Consider the following 16,755-nt stretch of genomic DNA (forward strand, 5'->3'; position numbering starts at 1 on the left):
CCCTCGGACCTGCTCTACGCAGTGTCTAAGACTGCCATGCCCACGCCCGGCGCCCCGCATCGGTGCCCCCGTCCCGGGGGCGCGGCACCGCCGCCTCGGCCAGCGTCTGCACCATCCGCCGGGAACTGGGACCGACCACCGCCGCCCAGTCCTGCGGCGCCGTCGCCAGCCACCCCGCCAGCTGGGCGGCGAAAGCGGGCACCTCACGGGCCAGCGCGACCAGCCGCCGGTCGAAGCAGGCGGCGCCCTCGGGGGTACGGACCAGCAGCGCCCCGGCCCGCCGCACCAGGTCCCGGGTCCGCTGGGGGGCCCGCACCGCCGCCCCGTGCGCCGCCGCCCGCAGTACGGCGTCCAGCACGGGGAAGTCGGTGCCGTGCGCCGGTTCCTCGCGCGGGTACTCCTCGTACTCCAGCAGTACGTCGAGAAGCTCGGCCCGCAGCGCCCCCGACACCGGTGTCCCGGGCGCGGCGAGCACCGGCGCCAGCGCGCTGCGCACCTGCCGGGGACTCCCCTGGAGCATCCCGCTGACCAGCGGGAACAGCACTGCGCGGGCGCCGGGCCCGCTCTCCAGCCGCTCGTCGACGAAGGCGGCGGCGTACCCGGCGCCCTCGGGGCGGCGCACCACGTACTCGGCGACCAGCGCCGCCGCCCGGCGGGCCAGCGCCGGGGTGTCGACGGCGGCGAGCGCCGCGAGTACCTCCCTGGCCCGCTCGCCGCCCCGCTCCCCGCCCCCCGAGTGCAGCCCGCTGCGCAGCGCCGCGAGCACCGGCTCGGGGTGCGTGCCCAGCGCCGCGACCAGGGCGTCCGCGGGCACCCGTGGCTCGCCCACGGTGAACGCGGCGACCGCGCGCGGCAGGAACCGCGACCGTGACACCGGATCCCGTACGAGGAGGGCGAGGGCGGCCCCGTGCAGGCTCAGGTCCCCGGGTCTGGCCAGCAGTGCCAGGCCCGCGAACCGCAGCAGCTCCCGGTCCGCGCCACCCGTCGCGTACGGAGCGACGACCGCCGCGTAGGAGGCGGCGGCCACCCGGCGCCCGGCCCGCTCGTCGTGCGCCCATCGGTCGACGGCCCGGCACAGTACGGACGGCTCGTCGGCGCAGAGCACCCGCAGCAGTTCGTCGGCGCGCGGGTGGGCGGCCTCCACCAGGGTCTCCACCAGATCGTCGACGGCGAGCGCGCGATGGGTGTGCAGCAGCGCCTGCGCCACCTCCGCCACGGTCACCCCGGCCCCGCCGGGCAGCTCCCGCGTGTCCCCGAACCAGCCGCACAGCAGCACCTGGGTCCGCCGCACGTCCGCCACCAGCAGCCGCGCGACGGCGTCGAGGTACCGCTCCCCGCGCTCCTCGGGCCCGGCCGGGGACGACCGGGGCGCGCCGTCCGCGAGCACCAGTACCCGCAGCAGGTCCAGCCGCTCGGCCTGGTCGAGCGCCAGCTCCTCCCAGAACCAGGGCCCGAACCCGCCGAGCCCGCCGAGCCCCTGCGGTCCGCCCTCGCGCAGCGAGCGCGCGGTGACCGCCCCGGCCAGCTCGCCGAGCACGTCCCGGTACGCCCCCACGTCCCGCACCCGCAGCAGCGTCTGCGCCAGCAGCGTGGCCCCCCACCACTGCGCGTCGGCGCCCTCCGCCACCGCCAGGGCGGCGATCAACTCCCGCATGCGTACGGCCAGTTCGGCGGTCCCGTGGTGCCTCTCCAGGAGCAGCATGGCCTCGATGACGGGGCCGATCCGGTGCCGGGGCACGGGCAGTTCGCGCGGCTCGGTCCGGTGCACCAGGTCCCGTACCGCCTCGCCCAGGTCCAGGTGGGCGCCCTGCACCCAGTCGGCGAGCTCCTCGTGCGCGAACCGGTAGCCGCCGCCCGCGGGCACGATCAGCCCTTCGGTCAGTACGGCCGAGGCCCAGCCGGTGCGCCACGGGAAGATCTCCTCGAAGGCCCGGCGCCCCAACTCGCCCTGTCCCGGCCCCAGACAGCGCCGCGCCGCCTCGTGCACCCGCCCCGAGGTCTCGGCCGCCAGCCGCCGTACCGCGTTCCCGCGCAGGGCGGGGCGCCGGGCCGCCGCCACCCGGACCGCGATGCGCAGGCACATCAGGCCCAGGTGCGCCTCGAAGACCTCCTCGCGGGTCGGGCAGCCGGAGGTGACCGGGCCGCCGGGCAGGGCGGCCCGTACCTCCGCGAGCAGCCGCAGGGTCAGCGGGTGCCGGGCGTCCGCCTCGCCGAGGGCGCCGTCCTCGATCCCGTACCGCTCGCGGGCGACGGCCGCCTCCGGCTCGTCCAGGTCCGCGATCAGGACGGCGGGCGGCAGCCGCTCGGCCCGTACGGGGTGCAGCGCGTGCGGCGGGTAGAGCGCGCCGGCCTGCTCCCAGTGCTCGGGCCGGCAGGCCACCACCAGGCGCGCCCCGGACTTCCGCAGCCAGTCCGCCGTCCCGGTGGTCCACTCGGCGAGCCGGTGCGCCAGTACGGGCGGCATCTCCTCGGGCCCGTCGAGCAGGACGAGCAGGGGCCGCCCGGCCTCCCCGGCCAGCCGGGCGATCCGCTCGGGGGTGGCGAGGGTCATGTCACCTGCGGTGCCGGAGGCGGCGACGATCCGGCCTGCCTGGGCGAGGGTGCGGGCCAGGGCGTCGGCCACCGAGGTGTCCCGGTCCCGCAGGTCGGCGCCGCGCAGCCAGACGGTCGGTGCGGGCGCCGCCCCGCAGGCGCGCCGTGCGGCCAGCGCGGCCAGTTCGGTGCTGCGTCCGGTCCCGGGGGCGCCGACCAGCCCGAGCACGGACGCGCTGCCCGTGGCGAAGTCCTCGAACTCCCTTCGCAGACAGTCCCGTTCGACCGGTTCCCGCCACTGCGCGGGGCCGCCGACCGAGCCGACCGAGGTGGCGGTCAGCTGCAACGCCCCGGCCAGATTGAGGTCCTCGCCATATGCGGGCACGGTCGCCGCGTTCCGCCGCAGCAGCTCGCCGAGCGGTCCCCGGTCCGCGCCGGGCAGCGGCACGGCGAATCCGGCGGCCCGGTGCGCGGAGTGGAGCGAGGTCCCGATGACGGCGAGCACCGCCCCCGTCTCCGCGTCCAGTACGGGTCCCCCTGCGGCCTCCCCGCCCAGTCGCAGCGCGTCGCTGCCCGCCGTGCCCATCGCCAGCTCCATGGCGGAGTCCAGCAGGTGGAAGCGGTCGGTGGCCGTGTACGTCACGGGCGCGGCCCCCAGCACCCGCGCCTCCCGCCATCCCCCGGCGACGAGCCGTACGTACGTCCCGACGCTCACCTTCGCCCGCCCGGTCACCGGCAGCGGGCGCACGTCGAGTCCCTCGGTGCGTACGAGGGCGAGGCCGTGCTCCGGCAGCGGGGTGATGGCATCGGCCTCGGCGAGGCAGGTGCGGTCGCCGGGTGCGTGCAGCACCACTCTGGTCAGCCCGTCGACGACCTCGTGGCCGGTGACGACGGTGCCGAGCTCGTCGGCGACGAAGCCGGTGCCGCGCGGTCGTCCCGCCAGGTCGCAGATCCGTACCAGCACGGCCGCCGGAACCGGCCGGGCCCCGTCGTCCGCCGCCATAGAGAAGCACCCCCTGCCGACGACGGTAGGCAGAGGATGATCAGTACGAGAAGAACGCCCGGCGAAAGCGCCCCCCGTCACTCCCCGCATTCACTCCGAGCGCCTGCCCGATGGGGTGAAACGAACGGCTGAAACGGACAGACCCTTGGTCAGGGGGAGAGTGCACGGGGGAGGCGGGAGGGGAACCGTGGAGCGGGCAGTGCGCCGACTGTCCGCCCCACGGTTTCGCGGAGCCTGTCCGCCCCACGGTTTCGCGGAGCGACGGGATCCCCGGGTATCAGCCGAAGACGGCCAGGCTCTTGGCCTTGCCCCGCTGGTCCTCGACCAGTGCGAGGAACGTTCCGTCGGGCCCGTAGACCGCGACGGGGCTGCGCTCGTGCGCGGGCATGTCGATGCGCACGCCGTTCATGATCAGTGCGGCGCGCTTCTCGTCCACGTCCCAGCGCGGGAAGGCGGCGGCCGCCGCGTCCGCGATGGGCATGACGGCCAGCTCCTCCTGGTGCGCGTCGAGCGTCCTGGCCGCGTCGAGCCCGTACGGGCCGACCCGGGTGCGGCGCAGCGCGGTCAGATGACCGCCGACCCCGAGCCCGGCGCCCAGGTCGCGGGCGAGGGCGCGGATGTACGTACCGGACGAGCAGACCACCGAGACCACGAGGTCGACGACGGGCGTGCCGTCCTCGGCGACCGCCGGGCGCACGTCGTACACCTGGAAGGAGGAGACGGTCACCGGGCGGGCCGGGATCTCGAAGTCCTCGCCCTCGCGGGCCCGCTTGTAGGAGCGCTTGCCGTCGATCTTGATGGCGCTGACCTTCGACGGCACCTGCATGATCGCGCCGGTCAGTTCGGCGACGCCCGCGTCGATGCCCTCGCGGGTGACCGCGGAGGCGTCGGTGGACGAGATGATGTCGCCCTCGGCGTCGTCGGTGAGGGTGTCCTGGCCGAGCCGGATGGTGCCCAGGTACTCCTTCTCGGTCAGCGCGAGGTGACCGAGCAGCTTGGTGGCCTTCTCGACGCCGAGGACGAGGACGCCCGTCGCCATGGGGTCGAGGGTGCCTGCGTGGCCGACGCGGCGGGTTCTGGCGATCCCGCGCATCTTGGCGACGACGTCGTGCGAAGTGAAACCGGACGGCTTGTCGACGATGACCAAGCCGTCCGGAGTCTTCGTTACTGCGTTGCTCATGCGGTGGCGTCGTCCTCGTCGTCGTCACCGGGCTTCTTGTACGGGTCGGCGTCACCGGCGAACTGCGCGCCGGAAGAGGTCTCGCGGACCTTGGCGTCGGTGGCCCGCGCCTTGTCGAGGAGGTCCTCGATGGTCTTGGCGTTCTCCGGCAGGGCGTCCGCCACGAACGTCAGGGTGGGCGTGAACTTGGTGCCCGCCGCCTGCCCGACCGCCGAGCGCAGGACGCCCTTGGCGCTCTGCAGTCCCGCTGCCGCACTGGCACGGTCCTCGTCGTCGCCGTACACCGTGTAGAAGACCGTGGCCTCCCGCAGGTCACCGGTGACGCGGGTGTCCGTGATCGTCACGTGCGTCCCCAGACGCGGGTCCTTGACCCCGCGCAGGAGCTTCTCGGCGACGACCTGCTGAATGAGGTCCGCCAGCTTCTTCGCCCGAGCGTTGTCGGCCACTGGTCCTTCTCCTTGTGTGTTCTTGCTCAGTCTTCGTCACTGTGCAGCCGCCGCCGTACCGACAGCAACTCCACCTCGGGCCGGGCGGCCACCATGCGCTCGCACCGGTCCAGTACGTCTGTGAGGTGCCCCGTGTCGCCGGACACCACCGCGAGTCCGATCGTGGCCCTGCGGTGGAGGTCCTGATCGCCGACCTCCGCCACGCTGACCGCGAACCTGCGGTGCAGCTCGGCGACGATGGGCCGGACGACGGAGCGTTTCTCCTTCAGCGACCGTACGTCGCCGAGCAGGAGGTCGAAGGACAGAGTCCCCACATACATGTGTGTCCGGATGTCCCGCCGGTTCGGGTTCATGTGCCACTGCCACTGCTTGGCAGGGACACCAGAACCGTACACGCAACGGCCGGGGCCGCTCGACGGAAATAATCTCCGCCGAGCGGCCCCGACCGTCGGACACCCGCGGTGTCGCTACGCGGCGATCAGCCGCGCGGCTTCTCCCGCATCTCGTACGTCGCGATGACGTCGTCGATCTTGATGTCGTTGAAGTTGCCGAGGTTGATACCGCCCTCGAACCCTTCGCGGATCTCGGTGACGTCGTCCTTGAAGCGGCGCAGACCCTGGATGTTGAGGTCCTCCGCGACGACCTTGCCGTCACGGACGAGGCGCGCCTTGGTGTTGCGCTTGACCTCACCGGAGCGGACGAGGACACCGGCGATGTTGCCGAGCTTGGACGAGCGGAAGATCTCGCGGATCTCCGCGGTACCGAGCTCGACCTCCTCGTACTCGGGCTTGAGCATGCCCTTGAGCGCTGCTTCGATCTCCTCGATGGCCTGGTAGATCACCGAGTAGTAGCGGACGTCGACGCCTTCGCGATCGGCCATCTGCTGTGCACGGCCGGCCGCACGGACGTTGAATCCGATGACGATGGCGTCGGAACCCGTCGCCAGGTCGATGTCGGACTCGGTGACCGCACCCACACCGCGGTGCAGGACGCGGATGTCGACCTCGTCGGAGACGTCGAGCGCCAGCAGCGAGGCTTCGAGGGCCTCGACCGAACCGGACGCGTCACCCTTGATGATGATGTTGAGGTCCTGCACGAGACCGGCCTTGAGGGCCTCGTCCAGGTTCTCCAGGGAGAACCGGACGCCACGGCGGGCGAACGCCGCGTTCCGCTCACGAGCGGCACGCTTCTCGGCGATCTGCCGGGCCGTACGGTCCTCCTCGACGACGAGGAAGTTGTCGCCGGCGCCGGGGACGTTGGTGAGACCCAGCACCAGGACGGGGGTCGAGGGACCCGCTTCCTGCACGTTGTTGCCGTTGTCGTCGAGCATGGCGCGCACTCGGCCGTAGGCGTCGCCCGCGACCATCGTGTCACCGACGCGGAGGGTACCGCGCTGGACGAGGACGGTGGCGACAGCACCACGGCCCTTGTCGAGGTGGGCCTCGATGGCAATACCCTGCGCGTCCATCTCGGCGTTCGCCCGGAGGTCGAGCGAAGCGTCGGCGGTCAGGATGACCGCTTCCAGCAGGGCCTCGATGTTGAGGCTCTGACGGGCCGAGATGTCGACGAACATGGTGTCGCCGCCGTACTCCTCCGCCACCAGACCGAACTCGGTGAGCTGACCGCGCACCTTGGTCGGGTCGGCACCCTCGACGTCGATCTTGTTGACCGCGACGACGATCGGGACACCGGCGGCCTTGGCGTGGTTGAGCGCCTCGATCGTCTGCGGCATCACACCGTCGTTGGCCGCGACCACCAGGATCGCGATGTCGGTGGACTTCGCACCACGGGCACGCATGGCGGTGAACGCCTCGTGACCGGGGGTGTCGATGAAGGTGATGGCGCGCTCTTCACCGTTGACCTCGGTGGCGACCTGGTACGCACCGATGTGCTGCGTAATACCGCCGGCCTCGCCCGCAACGACGTTCGTCTTGCGGATCGCGTCCAGCAGTCGGGTCTTACCGTGGTCGACGTGACCCATGACGGTCACGACCGGCGGACGGGAGACGAGCATGTCCTCGCCGCCCTCGTCCTCGCCGAACTCGATGTCGAAGGACTCGAGAAGCTCTCGGTCCTCCTCCTCCGGGCTGACGATCTCCAGGACGAAGTTCATCTCGTCCGCGAGGAGCTTGAGCGTCTCGTCGGAGACGGACTGCGTGGCAGTGACCATCTCGCCGAGGTTCATCATCACGCCGACGAGCGACGCCGGGTTGGCGTTGATCTTCTCGGCGAAGTCGGTGAGCGAGGCACCGCGCGACAGGCGGACGGTCTGTCCGTTGCCGCGAGGCAGCATCACGCCGCCCACGGACGGGGCCTGCATGGCCTCGTACTCCTGGCGCCTCTGACGCTTCGACTTGCGACCGCGGCGCGCGGGACCGCCGGGACGGCCGAAGGCGCCCTGCGTGCCACCACGTGCGTTGGGACCACCGGGACGGCCGGCGAAGCCGGGACGTCCACCGCCGCCGCCACCGGGACGGCCGGCGAAGCCGCCGCCACCGCCGCCGGGACCGGCCGGACGGCCCGCGAAGCCACCGCCGCCGCCACCGGGACGACCGGCGAAGCCGCCGCCGCCACCGGGACGACCGCCGCCGCCACCCGGACGGCCTGCGCCGCCACCGGGACCGCGACCGCCGCCACCGGGACCGCCACCAGGACGGGGACCGGCAGCCGGACGCTGCGGCATCATGCCCGGGTTCGGACGGTTACCCGCGGGGGCACCGCCCGGACGCGGGGCGCCGCCCTGAGGGCGGGGCATGCCACCGGGGCTCGGACGGCCTGCGCCGCCCTGGCCGCCCTGCGGACGCGGAGCGCCGCCGGGGCCGCCCTGCGGACGCGGGGCGCCACCGGGGGCACCGGCACCGCCGGGACGAGGCGCGCCACCCGGACGGGGCGTCTGCGGACGCGCCATGCCGGTGGAGCCACCAGAGGTGAAGGGGTTGTTGCCGGGACGGGGACCCGAGGGACGGGCACCGCCGGGACGCGGGGCGCCCTGACCGGCGGGACGCGCGGGGCGGTCGCCGCCACGCTCGCCACCACGGTTGTCGCGCTGGCCGCCCTCGCGGGGGGCGCTGTCACGCTGGGCCGGGGCCGGACGGGCCGGACGCGGGCCAGGAGTGGCACCGGCGGGACGCGCGGCCTGCGGCGCTGCCGGAGCAGCGGGCTGGGCCGGCGCGGGGGCCGAGAACTCGGCCTGCGGCACCGGGGTGACCGGGGCCGGCTTGGCCACGGCGGGCTTGGGACCCGGACGCGGACCGGCGGCAGCCGGGGTCGCGGCGGGGGCCGTGGGCTCGCTCTTGGGGGCCTCGGCGGCGGCCGGCTTGGGGGCCGGTGCACCGGGCTTGGGGGCGCCGGGGCGGGGAGCCGCCGGGGCGGGGGTTGCCGCGGACGGGGCCGCGGGCTTGGCAGGCGTCGCCTTGCGGGGCGCGCCGGGCTTCGCTGCGGACTTGCCGGCGTTGCCGCCGGGGCCCTGCAGTGCGTCAGTCAACTTGCGTACAACCGGCGCCTCGATCGTCGAGGACGCCGAACGGACGAATTCACCAAGTTCTTGGAGCTTGGCCATGACGACCTTGCTCTCCACACCGAACTCCTTGGCGAGTTCGTATACCCGGACCTTAGCCACTTCGCTCCTTTTAGGTCCGGGTTGAACGCCGGACCGTCGCTACTTCATGGGCGTACTCATCGCGTACTCATCGAGTGCTCATCGCAATCTCGACCTACTTCCAACTCGCGAGGTACCTGACCGCACGGGGACCCGTGCCGTTCGTTTGGTGCGTCTTACGGTGTCGCCTGCTCGACGTACCGCGCCACGTATTTCTCCAGTGGCGCCGTATCGAGCGGCCCCTGGCCCCGAAAGGCCCGGGGGAACGCCCGGCGGCGGACCGCCAGGTCGTAACAGGCAGAGGCGGGGTGTACGTAAGCACCCCGGCCGGGCAGCGTACCGCGAGGATCAGGGACACACTCACCCTCGATCATCACGGTGCGCAGCAGATCGCTCTTGGCCGCTCGCTCCCGGCAACCCACACAGGTTCGCTCAGGGCATGCGCCGGTTTGCGTTTGGCCAGACACGACTAAGTCTACCTCCCCGCACCGACCTCACCCCTTTGGGGCAAGAATCGAAAACCTGTTGGTCCAAAAAGTGCTGTGGCCCGGGTCTCACCCGGGCTCACCTCACTGCACGCGGCTCACTCAGCCGCGGTCGCCACGCGCGTCCCGGTCGTCACGCCGGTACTCGCCGGGCTCCTCGCCCTCAGCGAGCTCCTCGGTGTCGGGGCGGATGTCGATGCGCCAGCCGGTGAGGCGGGCGGCCAGGCGGGCGTTCTGCCCCTCCTTGCCGATGGCGAGCGACAGCTGGTAGTCCGGCACGGTCACCCGGGCCGAGCGGGTCGACATGTCGACGACCTCGACCTTGGAGACCCGGGCCGGGGAGAGCGCGTTGGCGACCATCTCGGCCGGGTCGTCGGACCAGTCGACGATGTCGATCTTCTCGCCGTGCAGCTCCGCCATGACATTGCGCACACGGCTGCCCATCGGGCCGATGCAGGCGCCCTTGGGGTTGATGCCGGACCGGGTCGAGCGGACCGCGATCTTGGTGCGGTGACCGGCCTCGCGGGCGATGGCCTCGATGACCACCGAACCGTCGGCGATCTCCGGGACCTCCAGCGCGAACAGCTTCTTGACCAGGTTGGGGTGCGTGCGCGACAGGGTCACGGACGGGCCGCGGACGCCCTTGGCGACCCGGACGACGAAGGTGCGCAGGCGCAGGCCGTGCGTGTACTCCTCGCCGGGGACCTGCTCCTGCACCGGCAGGATGGCCTCCAGCTTGCCGATGTCGACAAGTACGTTCTTCGGGTCCTTGCCCTGCTGGACCACGCCGACGACGACATCGCCCTCGATGCCGGCGTACTCGCCGAAGGTCTGGTCGTCCTCGGCGTCGCGCAGCCGCTGGAGGATGACCTGCTTGGCGGTGCTGGCGGCGATCCGGCCGAAGTCGTCAGGAGTGTCGTCGAACTCCTTCGGCTCCTGCCCCTCCTCCAGGTCCGCCGGGTCCTCCTTCGCCCACACCGTCACATGGCCGTTCTCACGGTCGAGCTTCACGCGGGCACGGCGGAAACTGCCTTCGGTGCGGTGGTAGGCGATGAGGAGGGCCTGCTCGATCGCCTCGACCAGTACCTCGAAGGAGATCTCCTTCTCCCGCACCAGACCCCGCAGGGCGCTCATGTCGATGTCCACGGCTACGCCTCCTCTTCCTTCTCGTCGTTCTTGTTGTCGTTCTTGCGGTTGAACTCGACCTCGACGCGGGCCTTCGCGATGTCCGCGAACTCCACCCGGCGGGCGGTGGGCTTGCGCCCCTTCACGCCCGGCACCTCCAGGTCGAGCCCGTCCTCGTCCACGACGAGGATGCGGGCGACGAGCTCGGCGCCGTCGTTCAGCGTGAGCTTCGCGAGGCGGCCGGTGGCCCGTACGTAGTGGCGGTGCTCGCTGAGGGGGCGGTCCGCGCCCGGGGAGCTGACTTCCAGGACGTACTCGTCGTCGCCCATCTCGTCGCTCTCGTCGAGCCGGTCGGAGATGAGGCGGCTGATCTCGGCGCACGCGTCGAGTTCCACGCCGTCCTCGGAGTCCACGACGATACGCAGCGTGCGGCGCCTGCCGGCCTTGGCGATCTCGATTTCCTCAAGATCCAGGCCCTGGGCGGCGACCAGCGGTTCCAGCAGTTCGCGCAGCCTGTCGCTCTGGGTGGTGCTCATCCGGGTGACTCCTCGGCCGCGTGTGCTGTTGTTTGTTTCGTCGTGTGTCAGGTCAAAGGGTATCCGGTCCCGAGGGGTGTTGCCGTCCGTCCGCCGCACACCGCAGGTACGCTCGCCTGCGGTGATCAAAAGGGACCGAGGGAGACGGACAGTTGCGCACGCCCACCACTCGCAGACGTGCGCTGGCCTGGAGCGGGGCCGCCGCCGCGGGCCTGCTGGCCGGCTGCTCGGACGGTTCCGGTACGTCAGGTTCCGCCGGTACGGAACAGCACACGGCCGCCCGTACCGCCGCCGTACGACTGCGCGAGGCCTCCACTCGTACCAGCCTTGACCTGCTCGCCCACTACGACGCCCTGCTGAAGAAGCACCCCGCCGAGACCGCCCGGCTGAAGCCGCTGCGCGACGAGGTCGCCCGGCAGGCGAAGGTGCTGCGGGGCAAGGGGAAGGCAGTCGCCGGCAGTGCGCCGGTGGCGGTCGCCGCCGACCGGAAGGCCGCACTGAAGGAGCTGTCCGCGGCCACCCGGCGGGCCTCCGACGCGCACCTGGCCTCGCTGGCCGGGGCCACCCCGGAACTGGCCCGGCTGCTGGCCTCGGTCGCCGCCGCCGGTGCCGGACACGTGTTCCTGCTGGACGAACTGACGGGCGGGGCGAAGAAGTGAACCTGGAAGCCGTACAGGCCGCACTGGCCGCCGAGCACGCGGCCGTCTACGGCTACGGAGTGGTGGGCGGAAGGATCGCGGCGGAGCGCAGGACCGAGGCCAAGGAGGCCTACGACGCGCACCGTTCGCGGCGGGATGCGCTGGCCAGGACGGTGCGTGACCTGGGCGGGAAGCCGGTGGTCGCGCAGGCGGCCTACGCGCTGCCGTTCCCGGTGCCGGACTCCGCCGCGGCGGTGGACCTGGCCGCCGAACTGGAGGACCGGGTGGCCGGGGTGTACTCGGACCTGGTGCGGGCCGCCGATGGACCGTTGCGGCGGGAGGCGGCCGGGGCGCTGCGCGAGGCGGCGGTGCGGGCGGTCCGCTGGCGGGGCAGCAGCGTAGCCTTTCCTGGGCTCGCCGAACTGACCACTTCGGTACGCGAAGGCGTGTGAGCCTTACGAATCGAAGGAGAACACCCCACCGATGGCTTTCGAACCGCCGCAACGCCTCGTCAGGGCGCTGGGCGAGGCGTACGGGGAACAGGCCGCCACCGACTGGCTCGGGAGACTGCCGCGGCTGGCCCAGGAGGCCCTCGCCGAGCGGGAGTTGACCTGCGAACGGGTGCAGGCGCCGGGCGGGCGGAGCTCGCTGGTGGTGCTGGTGCGCCGCTCCGACGGCACCCAGCGCGCACTGAAGCTGGCCCCCGGAGCGGCCCGCCCCGAGCTGGAGCGGGCGGCGCTCGCGCACTGGAACGGGTGGGGTGCGGTGGAGCTCGCGGAGGAGCCCGTGACCGGCTCCGCGGGGGACGGGGTGCTGCTCCTGGAGCGGCTGCACTGCGAGGTGTCGCTGCGGTCCCTCCCCGAGGCGAAGGCTCTGCTGGAGGCGGCCGGCGTCGTACGGAAGCTGTGGGTGGCGCCCGCCGAGGGGCACCCCTTCGAGACGGCCGAGGAGCGCACCGGCAGGCAGTCGGAGCCGATGCGCAAGGCCCCCCGGGAGTACGCCCCGCTGGTCGACGCGGCCCTCGCGGCCCGCGAGGAGCTGCTCGCGGGAACCCCCGAACTCCTGCTGCTGCACGGCAACTTCCGCCAGGGCAAGGTGCTCGGCGGCGACCGTACGCCGTGGCTGGCGGTCGGCCCCGACCCGCTGGTCGGCGAGCGGGCGTACGACCTGGCCCGGCTGGTCCGCGACCGGATCGACGACCAGATCGCCACCGCCGCCGGCTCCCCCGCGACCCGCCGCCGGATCAACCGGCTGGCCGACTCCCTGGACGTGGACCGGGAGCGGCTGCACGGCTGGACCCTGTTCCGTGCGGTCGAGTCGGGGGTGCGGGCGATGGCGGCGGGGCGGCGTCAGGACGGCGAGATGCTGCTGGAGTTCGCGAGCTGGCTGTAGGGCCGGGTGTGCGTCAGTCGGTCGCGGGCCCCCGTCCGAACATCTGGAACAGCCGGGTCAGGCTGTCCTCCGCGTAGCCCTCCTCGACGCCCCGCCGGAAGGTCTCCAGTACGGCGGCGGGCAGCGCCGCGTCCACGCCCGAGTCGCGCGCGGTGTGCACGACGTGGTCGAGGCTGGCGACGGCCATGGACATCCGCTCGACCCCGCCGTCGTGCTGCCCGGCCTCGATGCGCGGGGTGTAGTAGTCGAGGAACTGGTCCATTCCGCCCAGGACTTCGGCGGCGTACGGCTTGATGTCGGAGGCGCTCAGTCCGTTGGCGTCCGCCACCGCGAGGGCGTGCAGCCAGGAGGTCAGCGCGGTCCAGAAGATGTCCATCTGCACCTGGTAGTAGAGCGCGGCCAGACCGGGGTCCTCGCCCCGGTAGTCGGTGCCCGTGATGACCTTCAGCGCGTCCTCGTACCTCTCGAAGAGGTCGCGCGGGCCGCTGTAGTAACTGGCGAGCTCCTGCGAGCCGATGCCGGACGGGGGCGTCCGCACCCCGCCGGTGAGCTGCGCTGCCCCGTGCTTTGCCAGCCAGGCGGCGCCCTCGCGGGTCTTCTGGGGGGTGTCGGAGCTGAGGTTGACCACGACCCGTCCTTCGAGGGCGGCGGCGGCCGGCTCCAGGAGGGCGTACATCGCGTCGTAGTCGGTGAGGCTGAGCACCACCAACTCATTGGCACGCAGGGCCTGTTCGGCGCTCTCGGCGCGGATCGCGCCGCGTGCGACGAGTTCGTCGGCGCGGGCGGCGGTGCGGTTGTGGACGGTGACGCGGTAACCGGCGTCGAGGTAGGCGGCGGCCATCGCGCGGCCCATGGGGCCGAGGCCGATGACGGTGACGGACTGCTGCTGCTTCTGCTGCTGCTGCTGTGCACTCATGGCAGGACAACGCTTTCTCTAGAACGAACGCTCTATCTAGGGAGGAACTTAGCACGTACTAGAACGACCGCTCTACCCATTCTGAAACGAACGCTCTACTCGGTACGATCTCCGTGTGAAGAAGAAGCCAGAGCAGCAGCCCGCCGACGCCCTCGGGACCCGTGAGCGGATCGTCCGTACGACCTCGCGGCTGATGCAGCGCCAGGGCTACCAGGGCACCGGCATCAAGCAGATCGCCCGCGAGGCGGAGGCCACGCTCGGGTCCGTCTACCACTTCTTCCCCGGCGGGAAGCAGGAGCTGGGGACGGCTGCCGTGCGGCACGGGGACGAGGAGTTCGCGGACATCCTGGGCCGGATGCTGGCCTCGGAGGAAGACCCGGCGACGGCGATCCTCGTCCTGACGAAGGTGCTGGGCGAGGGGCTGCGCGAGTCGGACTGGCTGGACGGGTGCCCGGTGACCTCGGTGGTCGTGGGCACGGCGCCGGACTCCCCCGGCATTCAGGAGGCGGCGGCCGAGGCGTTCGCGCGGTGGCGGTCGCTGGTCGCGGACGCGTTGCTGCGGGCGGGCTTCGCGGAGGGGGACGCGGGGGAGCTGGCGATCACGGTCGTCAGCGCGCTGGAGGGGGCGGAGATGGCGGCGCAGGTGGGGCGGAGTGTGGAGCCGCTGGAGGTTGTGGGGCGGCATCTGGCGCGGTTGATCCACTCCTACCGCTGAGGGGGCGGGGCCGGGGTGTGGGGGCCGGGGCGGAGGTCGGGCGGGGTCGGGGTGTTCGGCTCCGCCGGGGGCCGCCCCCTTGCCCGCCCGTCCCGCCCCCGGGGGCGGCCCCGCCGCCCAAGGGAGCGGGGGCATAGCGGCGGCTCCGCCGCGCGAGGGGGCATTTAGGGGCGCGGGGAACTGCGCGGCCAGCCACGAACGACCCGCACACCCCACCCACCCCAACCGGGCTGCCACCCGGGGCCCGGGGCGCAGCCCCGGCAACCCACCCACCCCCTGCCCGCCCACACGGGCCCGGGGTCCGGGGCAGCGCCCCGGTTTCGGGAAGGGGCGGGGTGGGGAAGTGGCCCCGCGCAGCGGACCCCACGCGCGCGGGCGGGGCACCGCAGGCGGGGCACAGGGAAGGGCCCCGTCCCCTCCCCTGTCGGGAGTGGCGGGGCCCCTGCGCGCTTCGCTGAGCCGTCAGACAGCCGCCGTCAGGCGGGCGATGGCCTCGTCGACCGTCAGCTCCTCGCGCTCGCCCGTCCGGCGGTCCTTCAGCTCCAGAACGCCGTCGCCGGCCCGGCGGCCGGCGACCAGGATCTTCGGACAGCCGATCAGCTCGGAGTCGGTGAACTTCACACCGGGCGAGACGCCGGGCCGCTCGTCGACCAGCACCCGCAGCCCGGCCTCGCCCAGCTTCTCGGCGACCTCGACGGCCAGTTCGGTCTGGAGCGCCTTGCCCGCCGCGACGACGTGCACATCGGCCGGGGCGATCTCGGGCGTCCAGCACAGGCCCTTGTCGTCGGCGGACTGCTCGGCGAGCGCGGCCACCGCGCGCGAGACGCCGATGCCGTACGAGCCCATGGTCACGCGGACCGGCTTGCCCTGCTGGCCGAGCACGTCGAGGCCGAAGGTGTCGGCGTACTTGCGGCCGAGCTGGAAGATGTGGCCGATCTCGATGGCGCGGTCCAGCTTGAGGCCGGTGCCGCACTTGGGGCACGGGTCGCCCTCGTTGACCACGACGACGTCGAGGTAGTCGTCGACCTCGAAGTCACGGCCCGCGACGACGTTCTTGGCGTGGGTGTCGGGCTTGTTGGCGCCGGTGATCCAGGAGGTGCCGGGGGCGACGCGCGGGTCGGCGATGTAGCGGACCTTGGCGAGGCCCTGCGGGCCGACGTAGCCCCGTACGAGGTCGTCGCGGCCCTCGAAGTCCTCGGCGGTGACGAGTTCGACGACGGCGGGGGCGAGGTGCTCGCCGAGCTTGCCGAGGTCGACCTCGCGGTCGCCCGGGACGCCGACGGCGACGATCTCGCCGTCGACCTTCACCAGGAGGTTCTTGAGGGTGGCGGAGGCCTCGACGCCGAGCTGGGCGGCGAGGGTCTCGATGGTGGGGGTGTCGGGGGTGTCGATGTCCTCGGCGGCGGGGTGGGCCGCGCCCTCGACGGGCTTCAGCGCGAAGGTGACGGCCTCGGTGTTCGCGGCGTAGTCGCAGTTCGGGCAGTCGGCGAAGGTGTCCTCACCGGCGGCGGCCGGGGCGAGGAACTCCTCGGAGGCGGAGCCGCCCATGGCGCCGGAGACGGCGGAGACGATGCGGTGGTCCAGGCCGAGGCGGTTGAAGATCTTGATGTACGCCTCGCGGTGCAGGCGGTACGACTCGGCGAGGCCCTCGTCCGTAGTGTCGAAGGAGTACGAGTCCTTCATCTGGAACTCGCGGCCGCGCAGCACGCCGGACCGGGGGCGGGCCTCGTCGCGGTACTTGGTCTGGATCTGGTAGAGCATCACCGGCAGGTCCTTGTAGGACGTGCACTGGTCCTTGACCGTCTGGGTGAAGATCTCCTCGTGGGTGGGGCCCAGGAGGTAGTCGGCGCCCTTGCGGTCCTTGAGGCGGAAGAGCAGGTCGCCGTACTCCTCCCAGCGGCCGGACGCCTCGTAGGGCTCCTTGGGCAGGAGGGCGGGGAGGAGGACCTCCTGGGCGCCGATGGCGTCCATCTCCTCGCGCACGACGCGGGAGATGTTGTCCAGGACCTTCTTGCCGAGCGGCAGCCAGGACCAGATGCCGGCCGCGTTGCGACGTACGTAGCCGGCGCGGACCAGCAGCTTGTGGCTGAGGGTCTCGGCGTCCGCCGGGTCGTCACGCAATGTCTTGACCATCAAACGGGACATGCGCTGGACCTGGGCCATGGTGAACTCCTGCTCGGAAGGGTGAT

General features: G+C 72.6%; 14 protein-coding genes. 4 read left to right on the top strand and 10 right to left on the bottom strand.

Annotated elements, in window-relative coordinates:
• Nucleotides 1–25: 25 nt before the first annotated feature.
• The 8 genes from ACZ5PB_RS37440 to rimP all read right to left on the bottom strand — a co-directional run bounded on the left by ACZ5PB_RS37440 (nt 26) and on the right by rimP (nt 10,905).
• Nucleotides 26–3,535 (bottom strand): trypsin-like peptidase domain-containing protein, encoded by a 3,510-nt coding sequence (locus ACZ5PB_RS37440; RefSeq protein ID WP_468697533.1) that lies wholly within the window; start codon nt 3,533–3,535, stop codon nt 26–28.
• Nucleotides 3,536–3,812: 277 nt separating this feature from the next.
• On the bottom strand, nt 3,813–4,715 hold the full coding sequence (truB, locus tag ACZ5PB_RS37445; protein ID WP_468697535.1) for a tRNA pseudouridine(55) synthase TruB: 903 nt from the start codon (nt 4,713–4,715) through the stop codon (nt 3,813–3,815).
• Nucleotides 4,712–5,161, bottom strand: a complete 450-nt coding sequence (gene rbfA, locus ACZ5PB_RS37450; RefSeq protein WP_468697537.1) for a 30S ribosome-binding factor RbfA — start codon at nt 5,159–5,161, stop codon at nt 4,712–4,714. The genes truB and rbfA overlap by 4 nt, the downstream gene beginning before the upstream one ends.
• Before the next feature lie 26 nt (nt 5,162–5,187).
• Nucleotides 5,188–5,481: a DUF503 domain-containing protein gene (locus tag ACZ5PB_RS37455; RefSeq protein ID WP_468697538.1), complete on the bottom strand. Its 294-nt coding sequence runs from the start codon at nt 5,479–5,481 to the stop codon at nt 5,188–5,190.
• A gap of 158 nt (nt 5,482–5,639) precedes the next feature.
• On the bottom strand, nt 5,640–8,780 hold the full coding sequence (gene infB, locus ACZ5PB_RS37460; RefSeq protein ID WP_468697539.1) for a translation initiation factor IF-2: 3,141 nt from the start codon (nt 8,778–8,780) through the stop codon (nt 5,640–5,642).
• A gap of 155 nt (nt 8,781–8,935) precedes the next feature.
• Complete coding sequence (locus tag ACZ5PB_RS37465; RefSeq protein WP_468697540.1) at nt 8,936–9,226, bottom strand: YlxR family protein; 291 nt, start codon at nt 9,224–9,226, stop codon at nt 8,936–8,938.
• Between the two features lie 120 nt (nt 9,227–9,346).
• Nucleotides 9,347–10,390, bottom strand: coding sequence for a transcription termination factor NusA (gene nusA / locus ACZ5PB_RS37470; protein WP_468697542.1), 1,044 nt, complete (start codon nt 10,388–10,390; stop codon nt 9,347–9,349).
• Between the two features lie 2 nt (nt 10,391–10,392).
• A complete protein-coding gene (gene rimP, locus ACZ5PB_RS37475) occupies nt 10,393–10,905 on the bottom strand; it encodes a ribosome maturation factor RimP (RefSeq protein ID WP_468697543.1) in 513 nt (170 codons plus the stop codon).
• 152 nt (nt 10,906–11,057) lie between these two features.
• On the opposite strand from rimP, the gene ACZ5PB_RS37480 reads away from it, so the two are divergent.
• Genes ACZ5PB_RS37480 through ACZ5PB_RS37490 form a run of 3 tightly spaced genes read left to right on the top strand, consistent with a single transcriptional unit; the run spans nt 11,058 to nt 12,935 of the window.
• The gene (locus ACZ5PB_RS37480; RefSeq protein ID WP_468697545.1) at nt 11,058–11,564 is read left to right on the top strand and encodes a hypothetical protein; all 507 of its coding nucleotides are present in this window, start codon (nt 11,058–11,060) and stop codon (nt 11,562–11,564) included.
• The gene (locus tag ACZ5PB_RS37485) at nt 11,561–11,995 is read left to right on the top strand and encodes a ferritin-like domain-containing protein (RefSeq protein WP_468697546.1); all 435 of its coding nucleotides are present in this window, start codon (nt 11,561–11,563) and stop codon (nt 11,993–11,995) included. Before ACZ5PB_RS37480 ends, ACZ5PB_RS37485 begins: the two co-directional genes overlap by 4 nt.
• A 31-nt stretch (nt 11,996–12,026) precedes the next feature.
• Nucleotides 12,027–12,935, top strand: a complete 909-nt coding sequence (locus ACZ5PB_RS37490) for an aminoglycoside phosphotransferase family protein (protein WP_468697548.1) — start codon at nt 12,027–12,029, stop codon at nt 12,933–12,935.
• Nucleotides 12,936–12,948: 13 nt separating this feature from the next.
• On the opposite strand, the gene ACZ5PB_RS37495 is transcribed toward ACZ5PB_RS37490, so the two are convergent.
• A complete protein-coding gene (locus ACZ5PB_RS37495) occupies nt 12,949–13,851 on the bottom strand; it encodes an NAD(P)-dependent oxidoreductase (RefSeq protein ID WP_468697550.1) in 903 nt (300 codons plus the stop codon).
• Nucleotides 13,852–13,966: 115 nt separating this feature from the next.
• On the opposite strand from ACZ5PB_RS37495, the gene ACZ5PB_RS37500 reads away from it, so the two are divergent.
• Nucleotides 13,967–14,566, top strand: coding sequence for a TetR/AcrR family transcriptional regulator (locus tag ACZ5PB_RS37500; RefSeq protein WP_468697551.1), 600 nt, complete (start codon nt 13,967–13,969; stop codon nt 14,564–14,566).
• A 462-nt stretch (nt 14,567–15,028) separates the two neighbouring features.
• Here ACZ5PB_RS37500 and ACZ5PB_RS37505 read toward each other — a convergent pair whose 3' ends face one another.
• Entirely contained in the window at nt 15,029–16,729 is a 1,701-nt protein-coding gene (locus ACZ5PB_RS37505; RefSeq protein WP_468697553.1) for a proline--tRNA ligase, read from the bottom strand.
• Between the last annotated feature and the right edge of the window lie 26 nt (nt 16,730–16,755).

The organism is Streptomyces sp. NPDC032721 (genome assembly GCF_055579625.1).